Below are 16,463 nucleotides of genomic sequence, written 5' to 3' on the forward strand. Positions count from 1 at the left end.
ATTTTAGGAAATGCAATGGCAAGATATCAATCTGAATTCACCCAGTTCTTAAATGAACTCAAATCCGAGCACCCAAACCTCGAGGCTGAACAGCAAGCTGGTCGCGCCCTCTTGTGGGATAAAGAGCCTTTGAGCGTTGAAGATCAGCGTCGCGCCAAAGCAGCGAAATTGAAGCAGCGCGCTTACGTGTATTCGAATGACTAACTCTGGCAATGAGCCAAGCGCTCAGCCGATATCGGATTTACTAGATAGCACTCCATCAGTTACTGATGGCATGTCGGAAGCGTTCGCCAAACTTTATGGTGAACCGCTTTTTAAACTTCCTACCGACCTCTATATTCCGCCTGATGCACTAGAAGTTTTTCTAGAAGCATTTGAAGGTCCGCTAGATTTATTGCTGTACCTGATTCGCAAACAGAACTTCAACGTTCTGGATATTCCGATGGCGCAGGTTACTCAACAATATCTGAGCTATATCGATCAAATTCGTCATCACAATCTTGAACTAGCCGCCGAGTATTTGCTCATGGCCGCCATGTTGATTGAAATCAAATCTCGCATGCTTTTGCCAATGAAGAAGGCAGATAGCGAAGAGGAAGTAGAAGATCCACGCGCAGAATTAGTTCGCCGTCTCTTAGAGTACGAGCGTATGAAACTTGCCGCCCAAGAGCTCGATCAAATTCCACAGCAAGGACGTGACTTCCAGGTGGCCCATGGTTATGTGGATACCACCATTGCGATTGCATGGCCTGATGTCAATGTAGAAGACTTACAAGCCGCTTGGCGTGATGTTTTACATCGTGCTAAGCTCACGCAGCACCACACCATTACCCGTGAAGAATTGTCAGTACGCGACTTCATGACACGTATCTTGCGCCGCTTGCAAAGTACTAAATTCGTAGAATTCGGCGAGTTATTTGAAGACGCAATTAAGTCTGGTAAGGGCATTCCAGTGGTGATTGTGAACTTCATTGCAATGCTTGAGCTTTCACGTGAGGCTTTGGTAGAAATTACCCAAGCTGAGCCATATGCTCCAATTTACGTACGCCTTGCCTATACCCCTGTTGCATGAAAATCATTAGCGACATTCAGGAGTTGCGTGACCACTTGCGCGGCCAAAACCGCGCTTCATTTGTGCCAACCATGGGCAACCTCCATGAGGGCCACCTCTCTCTAATGCGCTTAGCAAGACAACATGGCGACCCAGTAGTGGCCAGCATCTTTGTGAACCGTTTGCAGTTTGGCCCTAACGAAGATTTTGATAGCTATCCTCGCACCATGCAGGCTGATATCGATAAGCTAGAAAAAGAAGGTGTGTACATCCTGTTTGCACCTACTGAGCGCGATCTTTACCCGCAGCCACAAGAGTACCGAGTTGATCCACCGCAACAGTTAGGCGACATCCTTGAGGGCGAGTTCCGGCCTGGATTCTTTAAAGGTGTTTGCACTGTTGTACTCAAGCTCTTTTCTTGTGTCCAACCTAAAGTTGCCGTATTTGGCAAAAAAGATTATCAACAGCTGATGATTATTCGTCAGATGGCCAAGCAATTCGCCTTGCCAGTCGACATCATTCCTGGCGAAACGATTCGTGCAGAGGATGGCCTCGCCCTCTCCTCACGCAATGGATACCTATCAGTTGAAGAGCGTGCTGAAGCGCCAGAACTACAAAAGGCTTTGAAAGAAGTACGTGAACGTGTTTTACAACTCAAGGATCGCAACAGCCAGTCCATCTCCGAGATTGAGAAAGCAGCTGTTGCTTCTTTAGCGAAACGTGGCTGGGAGCCTGATTACATCGCTATTCGTCAGCAAAGTGATTTAGCACCTGCAAGCAATGATCAACTACAAGCTGGTGAGCCACTTGTCATTCTGACGGCAGCCAAGCTTGGTAAGACACGCTTGATAGATAACCTAGAGATTTAGGCTTCAATCAAAAGGCTATTTGAGGCCTTGATTCACGGTATATTGACCTAGCAAAAATAAGTGGTATCTACCTCCCCACTTAAAGAGTAAGCTGTACCAAGATTAAGGCGGGCAACTGTTACTGCACTTAATTTTATTTACTCCATATAACAGTCGTCCTCTCTAGCGAATTAGAGCAGGTCTCACCCTCCATAGAAAATTTTAGTTATGTATATAAAACTTGCATTAGCAAGTTTGATGATCTTTGTATTCAACAAACCATATGCCCAAGTTACGATTGACACGACTGGCGGAACTACAGGCGGCGCCATAACAAGCACCCCTATTAGCAATTCTGTATCAACTACTGGCGCATCTACATCTCAAGGGGGTGCCGGTGGTCTTGGCGGCAGTGGCGGTCTTGGCGGCACATCAAACGCCGCAACAGGAGCGTCAACATCTGCTGGTAACACCTCAGGAAATACAACTGTTACATCAAATTACGCTTCACCCAAAATTCCAGTAGCGACTGCATTTGCTCCTTCAAACTTTCCAACAGCACCCTGCATGGGATCTACATCCATTGGTGGTTCAGCAGTTTTATTTGGATTTAGCGCTGGATCTTCTTGGGAAGCAACGGAGTGTATGACTTTTGAAGCAGCAAGATCATTTGATCAAGCAGGGATGCATGAAGATGCCCTGGCTATTAAATGCACAAGCAAATACTCAGCCGCCGCACCGAGCTGCATAAAACTTCGCCAACAAGAGGAGCAGCGAAGTCAATCAGAACGCCAAACCCCTTATGACCAAAAAATGATTTTGAACACAAGTTTAGCTAGGGGGATTTATAGCGAAACTATTGATCCAGTAAGCGGATTCAAAACCATCATTGATACACGCGACACAATCAGGCGTGCTGTCATACCCTAGGCTACAGCGCGAAGAACTGCCCTACTTCTAAATTCAGCTCTTTAGCTAACTCCGCACCAGTGACTTTACCGGCGGCGCCCTTGGCCTTGAGGACTTCAATCTGTCCGCCGTGGCAGGTGATGAAGAATGAATCTAAGGTTATCTGCGTGACTTCGCCTGGTTTGCCTTTAACGGCACCAAATGTAGCCGATACATGCTTGTGGCAATCGTAAATCTGAACCTTTTGCTCACCGAATTTAGTCCAAGCACCTGGCGCTGGATTACATGCGCGAATCAGGTTATAGATTTGACTGATGTGTGTCGCCCAATGAATCTGTGCAGCGTTCGCATCAAACCAACCTTCGTAGTTAGCTTGTGATTCATCTTGAACGATTTCTTGATGCTTGCCGGCGACCACGAGGTCAGCAGCTTCTAGTAATGCTTTAACGCCGATTGGGAAAAGATGATCAAAGTAGATCTTGCCTAATGTGTCATTCGGCCCAATGGCGACTTCTTTTTGCAAAATCACTTCGCCTTCATCTAAGCCATCGGATGGACGGAAGATCGTTAAACCAGTTTTCTCTTCACCTAGTGCGATTGCCCAGTTGATAGCGCTTGGACCGCGATACTTAGGTAACAAAGATGGGTGATATTGAATAGTGCCGTGCTTAGGAATCTTGCAGAGCTCTTGCGGTACAAATTGAATGACATAAGCCATCACACAGATGTCGGCATTGCTATCAATCATGGCTTGAGCAGCTTCAGGACCCTTCAGAGAGACGAACTGCAAGGGGGTCAAGCCCCTTGCTAACGCTGCTTCTTTCAAAACTTCCGGCTTGCTTGATTTGGGATTGTCAGGTGGACAGAAAACGGCAACCACTTCATCGCCGCGATCTAAAAAAGCCTCTAATGCCGCTTTACCAAAATCCGCACTCCCAATCAAAGCAACCCGCATCTTAAATCACCTTATCGTGACGGAGAGAAATCAAATCATCAGTGGTGTAACCCAACTCATGAAGAATCTCATCAGTATGCTCACCAAGCAATGGTGAACGAGTGACTTCAGTTGGGCTATCAGACATCTTGATTGGGTTACCAACAGTGAGGTACTTGCCACGAATTGGATGATCTACTTCAACCACGGTACCAGTGGCACGCAATGCAGGCTCTTCAGCAATTTCTTTCATAGAAAGAATCGGACCACATGGAATGTCGTATTGATTTAATACATCCATCACTTCAAACTTAGTCATCGTCATAGTCCACTTTTCGATCTCGCCGAAAATTTCCATAAGGTGTGGCAAGCGCGCCATTGGAGATGCAAAACGCACATCCGTAATCCAATCTTCACGACCGATTACTTTGCAAATCGCCTCCCAAACTGGGGCCTGAACGATGACGTACATGTAAGCATTTGGATCAGTTTCCCAGCCCTTACATTTAACAATCCATCCAGGCTGACCACCGCCAGAAGCATTGCCTGCACGGGGTACAGAGTCGCCGAACTCACCGTTCGGGAACTGTGGGTATTCTTGCATGAGACCTACGCGCTCTAAACGCTGTTGGTCACGCAACTTCACACGGCACAAGTTCAATACCGCATCTTGCATCGCTGCCAACACTTTCTGGCCACGGCCAGAGTGAGTGCGTTGATAAAGTGCAGTCACAATGCCTAATGCTAAATGCAAGCCAGTACCACTGTCACCGATTTGCGCACCAGTCACCATCGGAGGGCCATCATCAAAACCAGTAGTTGATGCTGATCCGCCCGCGCATTGCGCTACGTTCTCATACACCTTGCAATCTTCGTATGGGCCAGGACCAAAGCCTTTTACAGAAGCCATGATCATCATTGGATTGAGTTCTTGAATACGCTCCCAAGAAAAACCCATGCGATCAAGTGCGCCAGGTGCAAAGTTCTCCACCAAAACATCGCACTCCTTAATGAGGCGCTCGAGAATCTCTTTGCCTTTTTGGGTTTTGGTATTGACGGTGATGGAACGCTTGTTGTGGTTCAACATCGTGAAATACAAACTATCGGCATCAGGAATATCACGCAACTGACCGCGTGTTGCGTCACCTTCGCCAGATTTTTCCACTTTGATTACGTCCGCGCCAAACCAAGCCAGTAACTGAGTACAGGTTGGACCTGATTGAACGTGCGTAAAGTCGAGGATTTTGACCCCTTCTAGTGCTTTTGCCATGATTTAAGTCCTAATAAGAATGAAAATTTTGAATTGAGGCAATTTTACCAGCGGGGAATAGGGAAAAATGATGCGTGCCCAATATTTGGGCACAGATCCCGTCTAAACCTTTATTGGCGACACCATACCGCTATGTGAGGTTAAGTCTGGGGATTTTCAAGATCGGAAAGACGCTTTTTGAGGGCCCTTTCTTGGGCAAAGCGCTCGGTTTCATCACGAATGATTGCCGCCACTCCATTGGCCTTACCAGAGGCGTCAAATAGCATCCCTACAGTAAAGGCAATTGAAAGCGTACTGCCATCTTTATGTTTGGCAGGCACCTTCAAAAGTGATGTTCCATACCGAGTCGTACCGGTCTCCATGGAGTGGCTGTAACCCTCATTATGTTTTTGAAGTTGGCGCTCGGGAACGATGAGGTCGAGCGTATGACCAAGAGCCTCTTGCTCCGAATACCCAAAGATACGAGTGGCAGCAGGATTCCAAAGAACAATTTTTTCATGAGCATCAGCCACGATGATCGCATCACCTACACACCCTACTAGTTGGTGTAAATCAATACTTGTCTTCATGGGACCAGTCTATAGAATAAAAAAGGCGCCCACAAGGAGCGCCTTAAAGATAACTACAAGAAACTGCGGTTAAGCAGATTCTTATTTTTATTAAACTGCTTTAGCTGTGTGCAACTTAGCGATGTCATCAGCGCTATAGCCAAGGTCAGCCAACACTTCATCAGTGTGCTCACCCAATACTGGAGATGGCTTCACTTCGATTTCCAAATCAGAGAACTTGATTGGGCTACCGATTGTCAAATACTTGCCACGTACTTTGTGGTCAACTTCAACGATAGAACCGCTCTTACGCAAGTCTGGTGAAGCAGCCAATTCTTTCATTGAGAGAACTGGAGCGCATGGAATATCGAACTTGCGGAGGATGTCCACAGCTTCGTACTTAGTCTTGTCTTTGAGCCAGTCTTCAATAGTTGCGAAGATGTCAAAAATCTTGTCTTGACGAGCTTCAGCAGTCATATACGCTGGATCAGTTGCCCACTCTGGTTTGCCCAAAGCTTTAGTAATTGGCTCCCAAGCGTGACCTTGAATGGTGAAGTAGATGTAGGCGTTTGGATCTGTTTCCCAACCCTTACACTTCAATACCCAACCTGGCTGACCGCCACCACCAGCGTTACCGCCACGTGGAACTACGTCAGTGAATGAACCGTGTGGGTACTGTGGATACTCTTCCAAGTAACCAACTTTGTCCAAACGTTGTTGATCGCGCAACTTCACACGGCACAAGTTCAATACAGCGTCTTGCATTGAGCAAGATACTTTTTGACCACGGCCAGTTTTTTCACGTTGCATCAACGCTGTCAAGATACCGATTGCCAAGTGCATACCAGTATTAGAGTCACCCAAAGCAGCAGCAGAAACTGTAGGAGGACCATCCCAGAAACCTGTTGTAGAAGCAGCGCCACCAGCGCACTGAGCAACGTTCTCATACACTTTCAAATCTTCGTATGAGTGACCATCACTAAAACCTTTTACAGAGGCCATGATCATTTTTGGGTTCAATTCTTGAATACGCTTCCATGAGAATCCCATGCGATCCAAGGCGCCAGGACCAAAGTTCTCAACCATTACGTCAGAAGTTTTGATCATCTTCTCTAAAACTTCTTTACCTTCTTGAGTCTTAGTATCCAAAGTCAAAGAACGCTTGTTACCGTTCAACATAGTGAAGTACAAAGCATCAGCGCCTGGAACGTCGCGCAATTGGCTGCGAGTTACGTCGCCAGAGCCTGGACGCTCTACTTTAATCACGTCAGCACCATACCAAGCCAACAGCTGAGTACATGCAGGACCTGCTTGTACGTGTGTGAAGTCAATAATGCGAATACCGTCTAATGGTTTAGTCATGTTTGTTTCTCCTTAAGTCTTTCTTGTTTGCTTCTAAATTTATCTTGGATTACTTCTTAGCAGCTGCTGTGGATGGGTTTAAGTTTGTTAAACGTCCACTCTCAGTACCTGCAGTTTCATCAATAACAGCATTGATGAGGGCTGGTTTACCGGCAGCAATCGCTTCTGTTAACGCTGCTTCTAACTCTGCTGGCGTAGTTACGTAATAACCAACACCACCAAATGCTTCAATCATCTTGTCGTAACGAGCATCTTTAACGAATACTGTTGGAGCAACATCAGCACCGCCAGTTGGGTTCACATCAGTACCGCGGTATACACCGTTGTTATTGAAGATAACAGTTGTAATTGGCAAGTTGTAACGACAAACTGTTTCCAATTCCATGCCACTGAAACCGAACGCGCTATCACCCTCTACGGCTACTGTTGGCAAACCGCTAGTTACAGCAGCACCAATGGCGTAACCCATACCGATACCCATAATGCCCCAGGTACCAGAGTCGAAGCGCTTACGTGGCTTATACATATCGACGATTGCACGGCAATAGTCGAGTGTGTTTGCGCCCTCGTTTACCAAGTTCACATCTGGGTTCTTCTTGATCACATCACGAATCACACGCAATGCGCCATGGAAGTTCATTGGGTTTGCTTCTTTAGCCAAGGTCTCAGCCATCTTCGCTGTGTTCTTGTCTTTCTTCTCGGTGATTGCTGCAATCCACTCAGCACTTGGCTTAGGAACAGCAGAGATGCCCTTCAAAAGCTCACCTACGCAAGAGCCGATATCACCAATCAAAGGAGCGGCAATTTGTACGTTGCTATCTACTTCGTTTGCTTGAATATCAATTTGAATAAATTTCTTAGGCTCTTTGCCCCAAGTCTTACCCTTACCATGGGCAAGTAACCAGTTCAAACGTGCGCCAACTAACAATACCGCATCAGCCTCAGCCAATACAAATGAACGTGCTGCAGAAGCAGACTGTGGATGATTGTCTGGCAACAAACCTTTGGCCATAGACATTGGCAAATAAGGAATGCCAGATTTCTCAACCAAATCACGAATCTCTTTATCAGCTTGAGCATAAGCAGCGCCTTTGCCCAACAGGATCAATGGACGCTTAGCACCCTTCAACACATCCAATGCACGAGCAACCGCATCGGCCGCTGGGATCTGACGTGGAACTGGATCGATTACCTTGAAGATTGATTTCTTAGCTTCGTCAGCAGGCATAGTTTGCGCAAGCAACTGAGCTGGCAAGTCCAAATACACACCGCCTGGACGACCAGAAACTGCAGCGCGGATTGCACGAGCAAAACCGATGCCGATATCTTCGATATGGTTAATACGATAAGCAGCTTTGCAATATGGCTTAGCCGCATTGAGCTGATCCATCTCTTCGTAGTCACCTTGTTGCAAGTCAACGATTTCACGCTCGCTTGAACCAGAGATCAAAATCATCGGGAAGCAGTTCACAGTTGCATTAGCAAGCGCTGTTAAACCGTTCAAGAAACCAGGAGCAGAAACAGTCATACAAATACCTGGCTTTTGTGTCATGTAACCAGCAATCGCTGCAGCATTACCTGCATGCTGCTCATGACGGAAGCCAATGAAACGTAAGCCTTCAGCCTGCGCTAAACGACATAAGTCAGTAATTGGAATACCAACCAGACCGAAAATCGTATCGAGGTCGTTTGCCTTTAAGGCGTCAATGACGAGATGGAAACCATCCGTTAACTGTGTGTTTTGATTATCTGTTGTCATAGAAATTTTTCAAGAATCGCAAATTGCCCGATAAGAGCTAATGCAATTTAGCTTTCGCTAATGTCTCCAATTTAGTTATTAATCGCACTGCGGGATTTTTGACCCCGCTTAGGCTGAGATGAATATTAGGCTTGGGGAGGGGGTTCATCATTGACTTCGGTCAATTTCCCTCTAAATCCTGTAATTACAGGCGGGTAACAGCTTAAACAAAAAGCTCTTTATGCTTTGTTTTAAGGCGGCTCAAGGTCTCCGGGGAGAGATTGAGATATGCCGCCAGCTCCTTTTTAGGAAGGAGCTCAAACAAATCCTCATATTTACGCAGGAAACGTTCTACCCGGCCCGGGGCATCAAGCATATGCAAAGTAATCGTGTGGGCCATGATCTCGCTCATCAGGCGCATAACCTCAAACTCAAAACTCTCTTTAAGGATCTTGTGTTGATCCAAGAACTCCGCCCATTTCTTTAGGGGCATCCGAGCCACGCGGGCCTTGGTCACAGAGGCAATACTGTATGGGGCAGCCGTCTTTAGGCGCCATGCAGCATAGCTAGTTTCAATATCTTTTTCGATGGCAAAACGCAGAATCATTTCTTTTGCATCGGCACTAGAAACAATACGCTTCAGAATGCCATCCAAAACAAAGTACTGCTCCATCTGATGGTCACCCTGATGAAGCAAAATTTCGGACTTTTTGAGGTCGGAGATCTCTAAATGACGCTCCAACTCTGCCATTGCGGCCGGATCCAAGCTTTTTAAGACCGAGTTTTGGCTCAACTGCAGGCGAATCAGGTTCTTTTCGGGATGCTTATCTAATACGGTCATCAATGCTTGCTCCTAGACCTCATATTGTAGGCTTTTTTGCCTTATTAAGCGCGATATGGGGGCTTTGAGCCCCGCAGATCAGCTAGAATAGCGAGGTCGTGGTGCTTTGTTGCAATGCAATAAAGTTAAACGGGAAACACTAAACGTGTGCTGCCCCCGCAACGGTAGGTAAATGCGTCTTTTATTCATTTCAAAGGCGTCAGGAATCTGACAAAGCCACTGTGCGCGTCAATCGCATGGGAAGGCCAGATTCTGATATTTACTAGCCCGGATACCGGCCAAGACAGGTGGAATTTTGCGGACGGGGATCTTCGCGCGCCAAGAAAGCGCTTAGTTCTTCGATGCTGCGCCCTATTGACGCCTGAGCTCCTGCACGTGAAATTCTGTTCGACCCAGCTAACGGGGAAGTTAGCTAGGCAATCGATAACAGAAAGTCAATCATGAAGCAGCAGTTGCAACAGAAAAGAATTGCCATCGTTTGTGGCGCCCTTCTCTCTCTCAGTTTTGCCCACCAAGTATCCGCACAAACCAATCCATCAACAGTCATTGTGACGGGATCGCGCTTTGAAGAAAATCTGAATCAGGTTCCAGCGAACGTTAAAGTCATCACGCGCGATGAAATCGAAAACTCGACTTCCAACACAATTCCTCAGGTGTTATCTCAAATTGGTGGCTTAAGAGTTAGCGGCTTAAATTCAAGCGCCTTAAATTTAGATGCATCAGTCGATATGGGTGGATTTGGACCAACCGGCAACAGCACAACCGCAATTCTGGTTGATGGTATCCGAGTAAATCCTATTGATTCGGGCAGCGTCGACTGGGAATCCATTCCAATCGACTCCATTGAGCGCATTGAAATTCTCCAGGGAGGCGCCAGTGTTCAATACGGTAATGGTGCGGTAGGTGGCGTAATCAACATCATCACCAATGGCGGCAAGAAAAGCATTAACCAAGCATCTGCGACTTATGGCACTTGGGGTACCTCAATTAACAATGCCATCTTTAGAAATACAGTTGATAAAACAACCTATCAAGTCAGTGCCAATACATCCAACACCAACGGCTGGCGACCCAATACGGCAGCCAATGCTTATTCTATCGACGCAAAAATTTCTCAAGATTTAGGCGGCAAGGATCGTGTATTTGTGGACGCTTATTACGGCTACACCAATTCTCAGCTTGCCAGTCCTGTAGTGGGATTAGTTGGCTCCGGAAACCCCCTCTCTGTGCGTCCGCAAAATGCCGGCAATAACATAACAACCAATAATTCCGGTTTTCGCCAGGGCTTGACTAAGACCTTAAGTGAAAACTACGTAGTAGAGATTGACACCTCTTACAACAATAAATCTTCCTTTTTCTACGTGCCACAAGCTGATTACTTCGCCAGCTCTGCCTTTGGTTCCGCTGGTAGTCCAATGAATAATAAATTGCAGGGATGGCAACTCGCATTATCTCCGCGCATAAAAGCAGATTTTGGTGTTGTTGGAACCTCAATTTTTGGCTATGACTTCTCGAAGGCCAATCAAGCTGGTAGTAATGGCTACACGCCTCAATCCCAAGGAATCATTCTGGCGAATCAGTTTGATGCAATCAATAACCCGTTTGGAACCTATTACAACAATCTGACAAGCGACTCCCAGAATGCGTCTCAAATTAATAACTCGCTCTACCTGATTCAAAGGATTCCACTAACCCGCGTATTGGAGGCCAGCGGCGGATTTCGCCGACAAGTTCAGCAAGCATCCACCACAAGCTCCGCAATAACTGCAGCTAATGGAACCGTCTCTAGCAATCAGCAATATGCCGCTAATGCTGGTGATATAGCGCTGAATGCAAATTACTTACCCGGTCAACGAGTCTATGTAAAGTGGAACCAGTCATTCAGATTCCCCAACATTGATGAATACTGGGGCCTGCTCTATAACCCAACAACCCAAACTACTTCAACCGTGTTTAGTGGAATTTTGCAACCTCAAACTACTCAGACATATGAGGTTGGTGGCAACTGGGACGTATTGAACTCCAAAATTACATCGTCATTATTTAAATCAATGACACAAAATGAGATTAGCTACAACCCTGCTACCGGATATAACTACAACTCTATTTATCAAGTTAATCGTGGTGGCATCTTATTGGATGTTGCCTCTAATATTTCCCCTTCATTTAATATTGGCGCCGGCGGAAAGTATCAAAAGTCTTACTATGCCAATGGACCATTTTCTGGTAACGCCATTCCAGTGGTCCCAGACACACTACTGAACGCTAGAGCAAATTACCTTATTACAAGCAATTGGACTATCGGCGGAGTAGTCAATTACGTCAGCAGTCAACATTACGACACAGGTCCGAGTTACTACAGTGCGACACCAGTGATGCCTTCTTATGTCATTGGAGATATCTTCACATCATATAAATACCAGGGCATAGAAGCTCGCCTTACAGTCAAAAACGTTGGTAACGCGCAATATGCTACGTATGGCACTGCACCAAGCAATGTCTCAAGTAGGTACTCCTACTACCCAAGTGAACCGAGGTCCGTTTTTATAACGCTGAAATATAACTTCAATTAAGTGATTTAAGAGCAAACCGCCTCTTTTAGATACCCCCAAATTCCCAATCAAGCGATCTAAAAGAGGCCCCCAACCCATAGCCGGGAGCTGAGGCTACAATGCCAATATGAGCGAGCAAACATCCCTCCCCCAAAGTTTGGAAGCGCCTGATTTAGGCGCCCTAAGCGTATCTATTCAACGCTTATCCGAGAGAATTGCGTTAATTCAAGATGCCGTAAAAAATCTTGTTCAAGATCGTGCGCTACAAGAAAACAAAATTGAAGATGCGCAAAAGCGTATCCAGCACATATTGAGTCGCTTGCCAGAACAAAGTGATGGTCGCCAACTCAATCTACTAGGCGAGGCTGTTCCCCCAAACAATACCGAGGATGATAATGAGCCAACAACGCATTGAAGTAAGTCTCGCTGGTCAAAAAATCACCTTAGCAACTAGCGCGGAGCATGAGCCATTATTAAGAGCGGCCTGCGTCCTAGTTGATGAACAAATTCAACTTGCCATCAGTGGCGGCAACCGTAGTATTGAACGCGCCAGCATGATGGCGGCACTCAAAATTGCTGGCGACCTCATTACATTGCAAAAAAACCAAACGCCGCAAAGCACCTCCTCTAACGTGAGCTCCGATGAAGTCACTCGCCTACAAAGTGAAATTCGCGCTCTTGAGGATCAAGTCGATGCTTTGATGCAAACCCTTTCCCTGCCTGGTTCGCCAAGGCCAATAGTTCCTTGAACCGATGCGCAAGCATCCGGAACGATCTTTACCTTGTGGGCGTGAGCGTTTCGAAAGTTCACAGTGCCAACTTAGACTTGGTCACTCCCTGAGCCTCTTAATGCACCCGAAACAGAGTAGCCGTTCCACCTTGAACCTTAGGGTTCAGGATGACGGCCTAGCGGCTAAGGCGGGGAATTCATGTTACTAAGCGATATCGCAATGCTGATGCTGTGTGGCAGCATCTCCGGATTTTTAGCGGGTCTACTAGGTATTGGTGGCGGCATGATTCTGGTGCCCTTCATGATCTTGGTTTTTAATCATCAAGGATTTAGTCAAGAAGTCATTGTTCACATGGCCATTGCTACCGGTATGGCCACTATCTTGTTCACCACTACCTCTGCAATATGGGCGCATCACAAACATGGCTCTATTGATTGGAAGTTAGTTGCATCGCTGAGCCCTGGTTTAGTCATCGGCAGTTTGATTGGTGGCAGCGAGATTTTTGAAGCCTTAAATACTTCCTGGCTATCTCTCTTCTTCGCCATTTTTATCGTCTACACATCTATTCAGATGCTGCTCAATAAAAAACCTAAAGCCGGAAGAGATTTGCCTGGGCCCTTAGGTTTGTTTGGATTTGGATCCTTCGCCGGAGCCCTTGCTAGCCTGGTAGGCGCTGGTGGCGCATTCATCACCGTGCCTTTTATGCTTTGGTGCAATGTCAAACCGCACGTTGCTATGGCGAGCTCCTCTGGATTAGGTTTTCCGATCGCAGCAGCAGCCACGGTGGGCTATATGTACGGTAGTTGGGGTCACCCCAACCTACCATCTGGTTCCCTAGGGTTTGTTTACTTACCAGCAGTAGTGTGTATTGCAGTGGTGAGTATTTTCACAGCACCGCTTGGTGCCAAAATGGCTCGCAAACTGGATGTGGCACAACTCAAACGTATTTTTGGGGTGATGCTACTAATGCTTGCGGCCTTCATGTTTAATGAAAGCCGCAAAGCATTTGGCTATTAGTTAGCTAGTAAATTGCTGACGCAAAATATTCTTTTGCACCTTACCCATAGCATTACGAGGCAAATCAGAAACAATCTCTAAACGCTTTGGAATTTTGAAGTTTGCAATTTGCGTTTTCAAAGTCGCAATCATCGCTTCGGCATTTAATTTGGCTCCTGCCTTAGGTACAACTACCGCCATCACTGCCTCACCAAAGTCTGGATGCGGAATACCAATCACAGCACTTTCGTCAACACCAGGCATGTCATCGATAAAGCTTTCGATCTCTTTTGGATAAACGTTGTAGCCACCAGAAATAATTAAATCCTTGCTGCGACCAACAATGCACAAGTATTCCTTAGGTGCTTTGCCACCATTAGCATCTCCACCCCAGCGACCAACGTCACCAGTCTTGAACCAACCATCCTTAGTAAATTCTTCGGCAGTCTTCTCAGGCATACGCCAGTAGCCTTTGAATATATTCGGACCTTTTACCTGAATGCCGCCGATTTCATCGACCTTGCAAGGTTTATTGTCTTCATTCACTACACGTACTTTTACACCTGGCAGCGGCAGACCAACGGAGCCGCCTACTCGTTTACCTTTATAAGGATTGGAGACTAGCATCACAGTCTCGCTCATGCCATAGCGCTCCAAAATTGGCTGGCCAATAACTTCCTTGAAAGTATTAAAGGTTTCTGTAAGTAGCGGAGCAGAACCAGAAACAAAGAGACGCATATTGCGCGCTACTTTTTTATTGAAGCCTTTATCAGCCAATAAGCGCACATAGAATGTCGGCACACCCATCATCACCGTCGACTGCGGCATATGCTTGATGAGTTGCGCGGTATCTAAACGTGGCAACCAAATCATCTTGCTGCCATTAATCAATGCGCCATGCGCCGCTACAAACAAACCGTGAACGTGGAAGATAGGCAAAGCATGTAATAGAACATCGCCTTTTTTCCAACCCCAAAACTTTTGCAATACTTGAGCGTTGCTGCCCAAGTTCTTATGCGTCAGCATTGCACCTTTGCTGCGACCAGTAGTACCAGAGGTATACAAAATAGCCGCAAGGTCATCATCCTTAGCGGGTACAGTTTTGAATCTATCGCTTAATCCGGCCGCACGCTCCAACAAAGTACCGGTGCGGTTTTCGTCTAAGGTAAAGACATGCTTGGTACCAGCTTTAGCAGCAACCTTAGATACCCAAGATAGATTCTTGCTGCTGCATACGACTACCGCTGGCTCTGCATTTTCTAAAAAGTATTGGATTTCAGCGGACTGGTAAGCCGTATTGAGCGGCAAATACACATAACCAGCACGAATCGTTGCTAGATACAGAAAAAGAGCCTCAGGTGATTTTTCAACCTGAACTGCAACCCTAGAACCTTTTGGCAACTTCAAGCTAGCAAGTAAATTTGCCAACTTTGCCGTTGCAGACTCTAGGTCACCCCAGGAGTAATACAAACCATCATGCGTCTCGAGAGCGCATGCTTTTTTATCTTTTGGAAAACCTTTTTCCAATAGTGAATATAAATTCATTTGAACCTCAAACCCCAGGGGCAATGTTTAATAAAAATTCTTAATCTAATTTAGCGCCAGAAGCCTTAGCAACAGCAGCCCAGCGCTTGATATCAGCACTGACAAACTTTCCAAATGCATCGCCAGAAAGGGTTGGGGTATCAGAACCATTATTGGTCCAAATTGCTTTTAGCTCAGGAGTGTTAATGGCTTTTTGCACCTCAACAATCATCTTGTCGATGATTGGCTGTGGAGTGCCCTTAGGCGCAAATAATCCATACCAAGTTGAGACTTCATAACCCACTAAACCCGCTTCTGCAGCAGTTGGTACGTTCGGGAATCCTGGCGCACGCTTTTGGGAAGCAACTGCCAAAGCCACAATTGAGCCATTTTTAATTTGAGCCGCTGAAGAACCCAAGCCGTCAAACTCAATATCTACCTGGCCTGCAATCAGATCCTGCATTGCTGGACCGGCACCGCGATAAGGAATATGAGTAATAAAAGTCTTCGTCAACATCTTGAACTGCTCACCAGCTAGATGGTGAGAGGAGCCATTACCAGCACTCGCGTAATTGAACTTACCTGGGTTTTTCTTCAGAAGCGCAATAAATTCTTTTAGATCTTTAACTTGCACATTCTTTGGGTTGACCACGATCACTTGAGGTGGGTTAGCAATCATTGCCACCGGAATAAAACTCTTCTCAATGTCGTAATCTAAATTTGGATACATAGCCGGAGCAATTGCATGATGGGCAGCGCCCACGAAGAAACTATAGCCATCTGGTGCCGCCTTGGCAGCAATAGAGGCGCCCAAAGTTCCGCCAGCACCGCCACGATTATCAATAATGATTTGCTTGCCCAATTGCTTAGTCAATTGTGTTGCTAAAGGTCTAGCAAATGCATCTGTACCGCCACCCGCAGGAAAAGGCACAACAAAAGTAATTGGCTTGTTAGGCCACTCTTGTGCCATCACCACCAAAGGGGCGGCGCAAACCAAAAGAATTGCTTTCTTGATCATTACAGAAAGGCTTAATTGATTAAACATCTTCATCTCCTCCACTTGCCACTATTCATGGCTATGTTCATTATTAATACCGCTGAATCGCTCACATTACTACTTTCTGGGTCTTGATGCCCAGTTCGCTTATTAAACCCCAAA

At 46.3% G+C, this 16,463-nt stretch carries 15 protein-coding genes, 1 other RNA gene, 1 pseudogene and 1 riboswitch; of the genes and pseudogenes, 9 read left to right on the forward strand and 8 right to left on the reverse strand.

Annotated elements, in window-relative coordinates; all coding sequences use genetic code 11:
* Positions 1-15 precede the first annotated feature (15 nt).
* The 4 genes from ICN19_RS05255 (at position 16) to ICN19_RS05270 (ending at position 2,829) form a co-directional block, all read left to right on the forward strand.
* Complete coding sequence (locus ICN19_RS05255) at positions 16-204, forward strand: DUF3460 family protein (protein WP_068323839.1); 189 nt, start codon at positions 16-18, stop codon at positions 202-204.
* Positions 197-1,072 (forward strand): ScpA family protein, encoded by an 876-nt coding sequence (locus tag ICN19_RS05260; protein WP_216246096.1) that lies wholly within the window; start codon positions 197-199, stop codon positions 1,070-1,072. The genes ICN19_RS05255 and ICN19_RS05260 overlap by 8 nt, the downstream gene beginning before the upstream one ends.
* Positions 1,069-1,920, forward strand: coding sequence for a pantoate--beta-alanine ligase (panC, locus tag ICN19_RS05265; RefSeq protein WP_216246097.1), 852 nt, complete (start codon positions 1,069-1,071; stop codon positions 1,918-1,920). Before ICN19_RS05260 ends, panC begins: the two co-directional genes overlap by 4 nt.
* Positions 1,921-2,127: 207 nt before the next feature.
* On the forward strand, positions 2,128-2,829 hold the full coding sequence (locus ICN19_RS05270; protein WP_216246098.1) for a hypothetical protein: 702 nt from the start codon (positions 2,128-2,130) through the stop codon (positions 2,827-2,829).
* 1 nt (position 2,830) lies between these two features.
* On the opposite strand, the gene ICN19_RS05275 is transcribed toward ICN19_RS05270, so the two are convergent.
* From ICN19_RS05275 to ICN19_RS05300, 6 genes are all read right to left on the reverse strand, one after another.
* Positions 2,831-3,763: a methionyl-tRNA formyltransferase gene (locus ICN19_RS05275; RefSeq protein WP_216246099.1), complete on the reverse strand. Its 933-nt coding sequence runs from the start codon at positions 3,761-3,763 to the stop codon at positions 2,831-2,833.
* Between the two features lies 1 nt (position 3,764).
* Positions 3,765-5,012 (reverse strand): formyl-CoA transferase, encoded by a 1,248-nt coding sequence (gene frc / locus ICN19_RS05280; RefSeq protein WP_215346807.1) that lies wholly within the window; start codon positions 5,010-5,012, stop codon positions 3,765-3,767.
* 140 nt (positions 5,013-5,152) lie between these two features.
* Entirely contained in the window at positions 5,153-5,581 is a 429-nt protein-coding gene (locus ICN19_RS05285) for a PAS domain S-box protein (RefSeq protein WP_216246100.1), read from the reverse strand.
* A gap of 90 nt (positions 5,582-5,671) precedes the next feature.
* Entirely contained in the window at positions 5,672-6,922 is a 1,251-nt protein-coding gene (gene frc, locus ICN19_RS05290) for a formyl-CoA transferase (RefSeq protein WP_215383651.1), read from the reverse strand.
* Between the two features lie 49 nt (positions 6,923-6,971).
* Positions 6,972-8,681, reverse strand: coding sequence for an oxalyl-CoA decarboxylase (gene oxc, locus ICN19_RS05295; RefSeq protein ID WP_216246101.1), 1,710 nt, complete (start codon positions 8,679-8,681; stop codon positions 6,972-6,974).
* Positions 8,682-8,883: 202 nt separating this feature from the next.
* Positions 8,884-9,501 carry a Crp/Fnr family transcriptional regulator gene (locus tag ICN19_RS05300; RefSeq protein WP_216186477.1) on the reverse strand — a complete coding sequence of 206 codons (618 nt, stop codon included), beginning with the start codon at positions 9,499-9,501 and terminating at the stop codon, positions 8,884-8,886.
* Between the two features lie 82 nt (positions 9,502-9,583).
* A riboswitch (cobalamin riboswitch) is annotated at positions 9,584-9,799 on the forward strand.
* 142 nt (positions 9,800-9,941) lie between these two features.
* On the opposite strand from ICN19_RS05300, the gene ICN19_RS05305 reads away from it, so the two are divergent.
* The 5 genes and pseudogenes from ICN19_RS05305 (at position 9,942) to ICN19_RS05325 (ending at position 13,801) form a co-directional block, all read left to right on the forward strand.
* The gene (locus ICN19_RS05305; RefSeq protein ID WP_216246102.1) at positions 9,942-12,074 is read left to right on the forward strand and encodes a TonB-dependent receptor; all 2,133 of its coding nucleotides are present in this window, start codon (positions 9,942-9,944) and stop codon (positions 12,072-12,074) included.
* Between the two features lie 106 nt (positions 12,075-12,180).
* A complete protein-coding gene (locus tag ICN19_RS05310) occupies positions 12,181-12,468 on the forward strand; it encodes a hypothetical protein (protein WP_216246103.1) in 288 nt (95 codons plus the stop codon).
* Positions 12,449-12,664: pseudogene (locus tag ICN19_RS10265) on the forward strand (cell division protein ZapA); the annotation flags it as partial. The gene ICN19_RS05310 and the pseudogene ICN19_RS10265, both read left to right, overlap by 20 nt.
* Positions 12,665-12,763: 99 nt before the next feature.
* A non-coding RNA gene (gene ssrS, locus ICN19_RS05320) (6S RNA) lies at positions 12,764-12,982 on the forward strand.
* Positions 12,983-13,801, forward strand: coding sequence for a sulfite exporter TauE/SafE family protein (locus ICN19_RS05325; RefSeq protein WP_216246104.1), 819 nt, complete (start codon positions 12,983-12,985; stop codon positions 13,799-13,801).
* Here the strand turns inward: ICN19_RS05325 and ICN19_RS05330 are convergent, their stop codons facing one another.
* Both ICN19_RS05330 and ICN19_RS05335 read right to left on the reverse strand, forming a co-directional pair.
* Positions 13,802-15,325, reverse strand: a complete 1,524-nt coding sequence (locus ICN19_RS05330; RefSeq protein ID WP_216246105.1) for a malonyl-CoA synthase — start codon at positions 15,323-15,325, stop codon at positions 13,802-13,804.
* 40 nt (positions 15,326-15,365) lie between these two features.
* Positions 15,366-16,322 (reverse strand): tripartite tricarboxylate transporter substrate binding protein, encoded by a 957-nt coding sequence (locus ICN19_RS05335; RefSeq protein ID WP_255536974.1) that lies wholly within the window; start codon positions 16,320-16,322, stop codon positions 15,366-15,368.
* Between the last annotated feature and the right edge of the window lie 141 nt (positions 16,323-16,463).

It is taken from the genome of Polynucleobacter sp. AP-Capit-er-40B-B4 (assembly GCF_018882245.1).
Lineage (GTDB): Bacteria > Pseudomonadota > Gammaproteobacteria > Burkholderiales > Burkholderiaceae > Polynucleobacter.

Coding starts and splice junctions, on each gene's coding strand:
- ICN19_RS05325 (WP_216246104.1), top strand. CDS start 12,983: ATGTTACTAAGCGATATCGCAATGCTGATGCTGTGTGGCAGCATCTCC.
- panC (WP_216246097.1), top strand. CDS start 1,069: ATGAAAATCATTAGCGACATTCAGGAGTTGCGTGACCACTTGCGCGGC.
- ICN19_RS05255 (WP_068323839.1), top strand. CDS start 16: ATGGCAAGATATCAATCTGAATTCACCCAGTTCTTAAATGAACTCAAA.
- frc (WP_215346807.1), bottom strand. CDS start 5,012: ATGGCAAAAGCACTAGAAGGGGTCAAAATCCTCGACTTTACGCACGTT.
- ICN19_RS05310 (WP_216246103.1), top strand. CDS start 12,181: ATGAGCGAGCAAACATCCCTCCCCCAAAGTTTGGAAGCGCCTGATTTA.
- oxc (WP_216246101.1), bottom strand. CDS start 8,681: ATGACAACAGATAATCAAAACACACAGTTAACGGATGGTTTCCATCTC.
- ICN19_RS05285 (WP_216246100.1), bottom strand. CDS start 5,581: ATGAAGACAAGTATTGATTTACACCAACTAGTAGGGTGTGTAGGTGAT.
- ICN19_RS05335 (WP_255536974.1), bottom strand. CDS start 16,322: ATGATCAAGAAAGCAATTCTTTTGGTTTGCGCCGCCCCTTTGGTGGTG.
- ICN19_RS05270 (WP_216246098.1), top strand. CDS start 2,128: ATGTATATAAAACTTGCATTAGCAAGTTTGATGATCTTTGTATTCAAC.
- frc (WP_215383651.1), bottom strand. CDS start 6,922: ATGACTAAACCATTAGACGGTATTCGCATTATTGACTTCACACACGTA.
- ICN19_RS05330 (WP_216246105.1), bottom strand. CDS start 15,325: ATGAATTTATATTCACTATTGGAAAAAGGTTTTCCAAAAGATAAAAAA.
- ICN19_RS05305 (WP_216246102.1), top strand. CDS start 9,942: ATGAAGCAGCAGTTGCAACAGAAAAGAATTGCCATCGTTTGTGGCGCC.
- ICN19_RS05260 (WP_216246096.1), top strand. CDS start 197: ATGACTAACTCTGGCAATGAGCCAAGCGCTCAGCCGATATCGGATTTA.
- ICN19_RS05300 (WP_216186477.1), bottom strand. CDS start 9,501: ATGACCGTATTAGATAAGCATCCCGAAAAGAACCTGATTCGCCTGCAG.
- ICN19_RS05275 (WP_216246099.1), bottom strand. CDS start 3,763: ATGCGGGTTGCTTTGATTGGGAGTGCGGATTTTGGTAAAGCGGCATTA.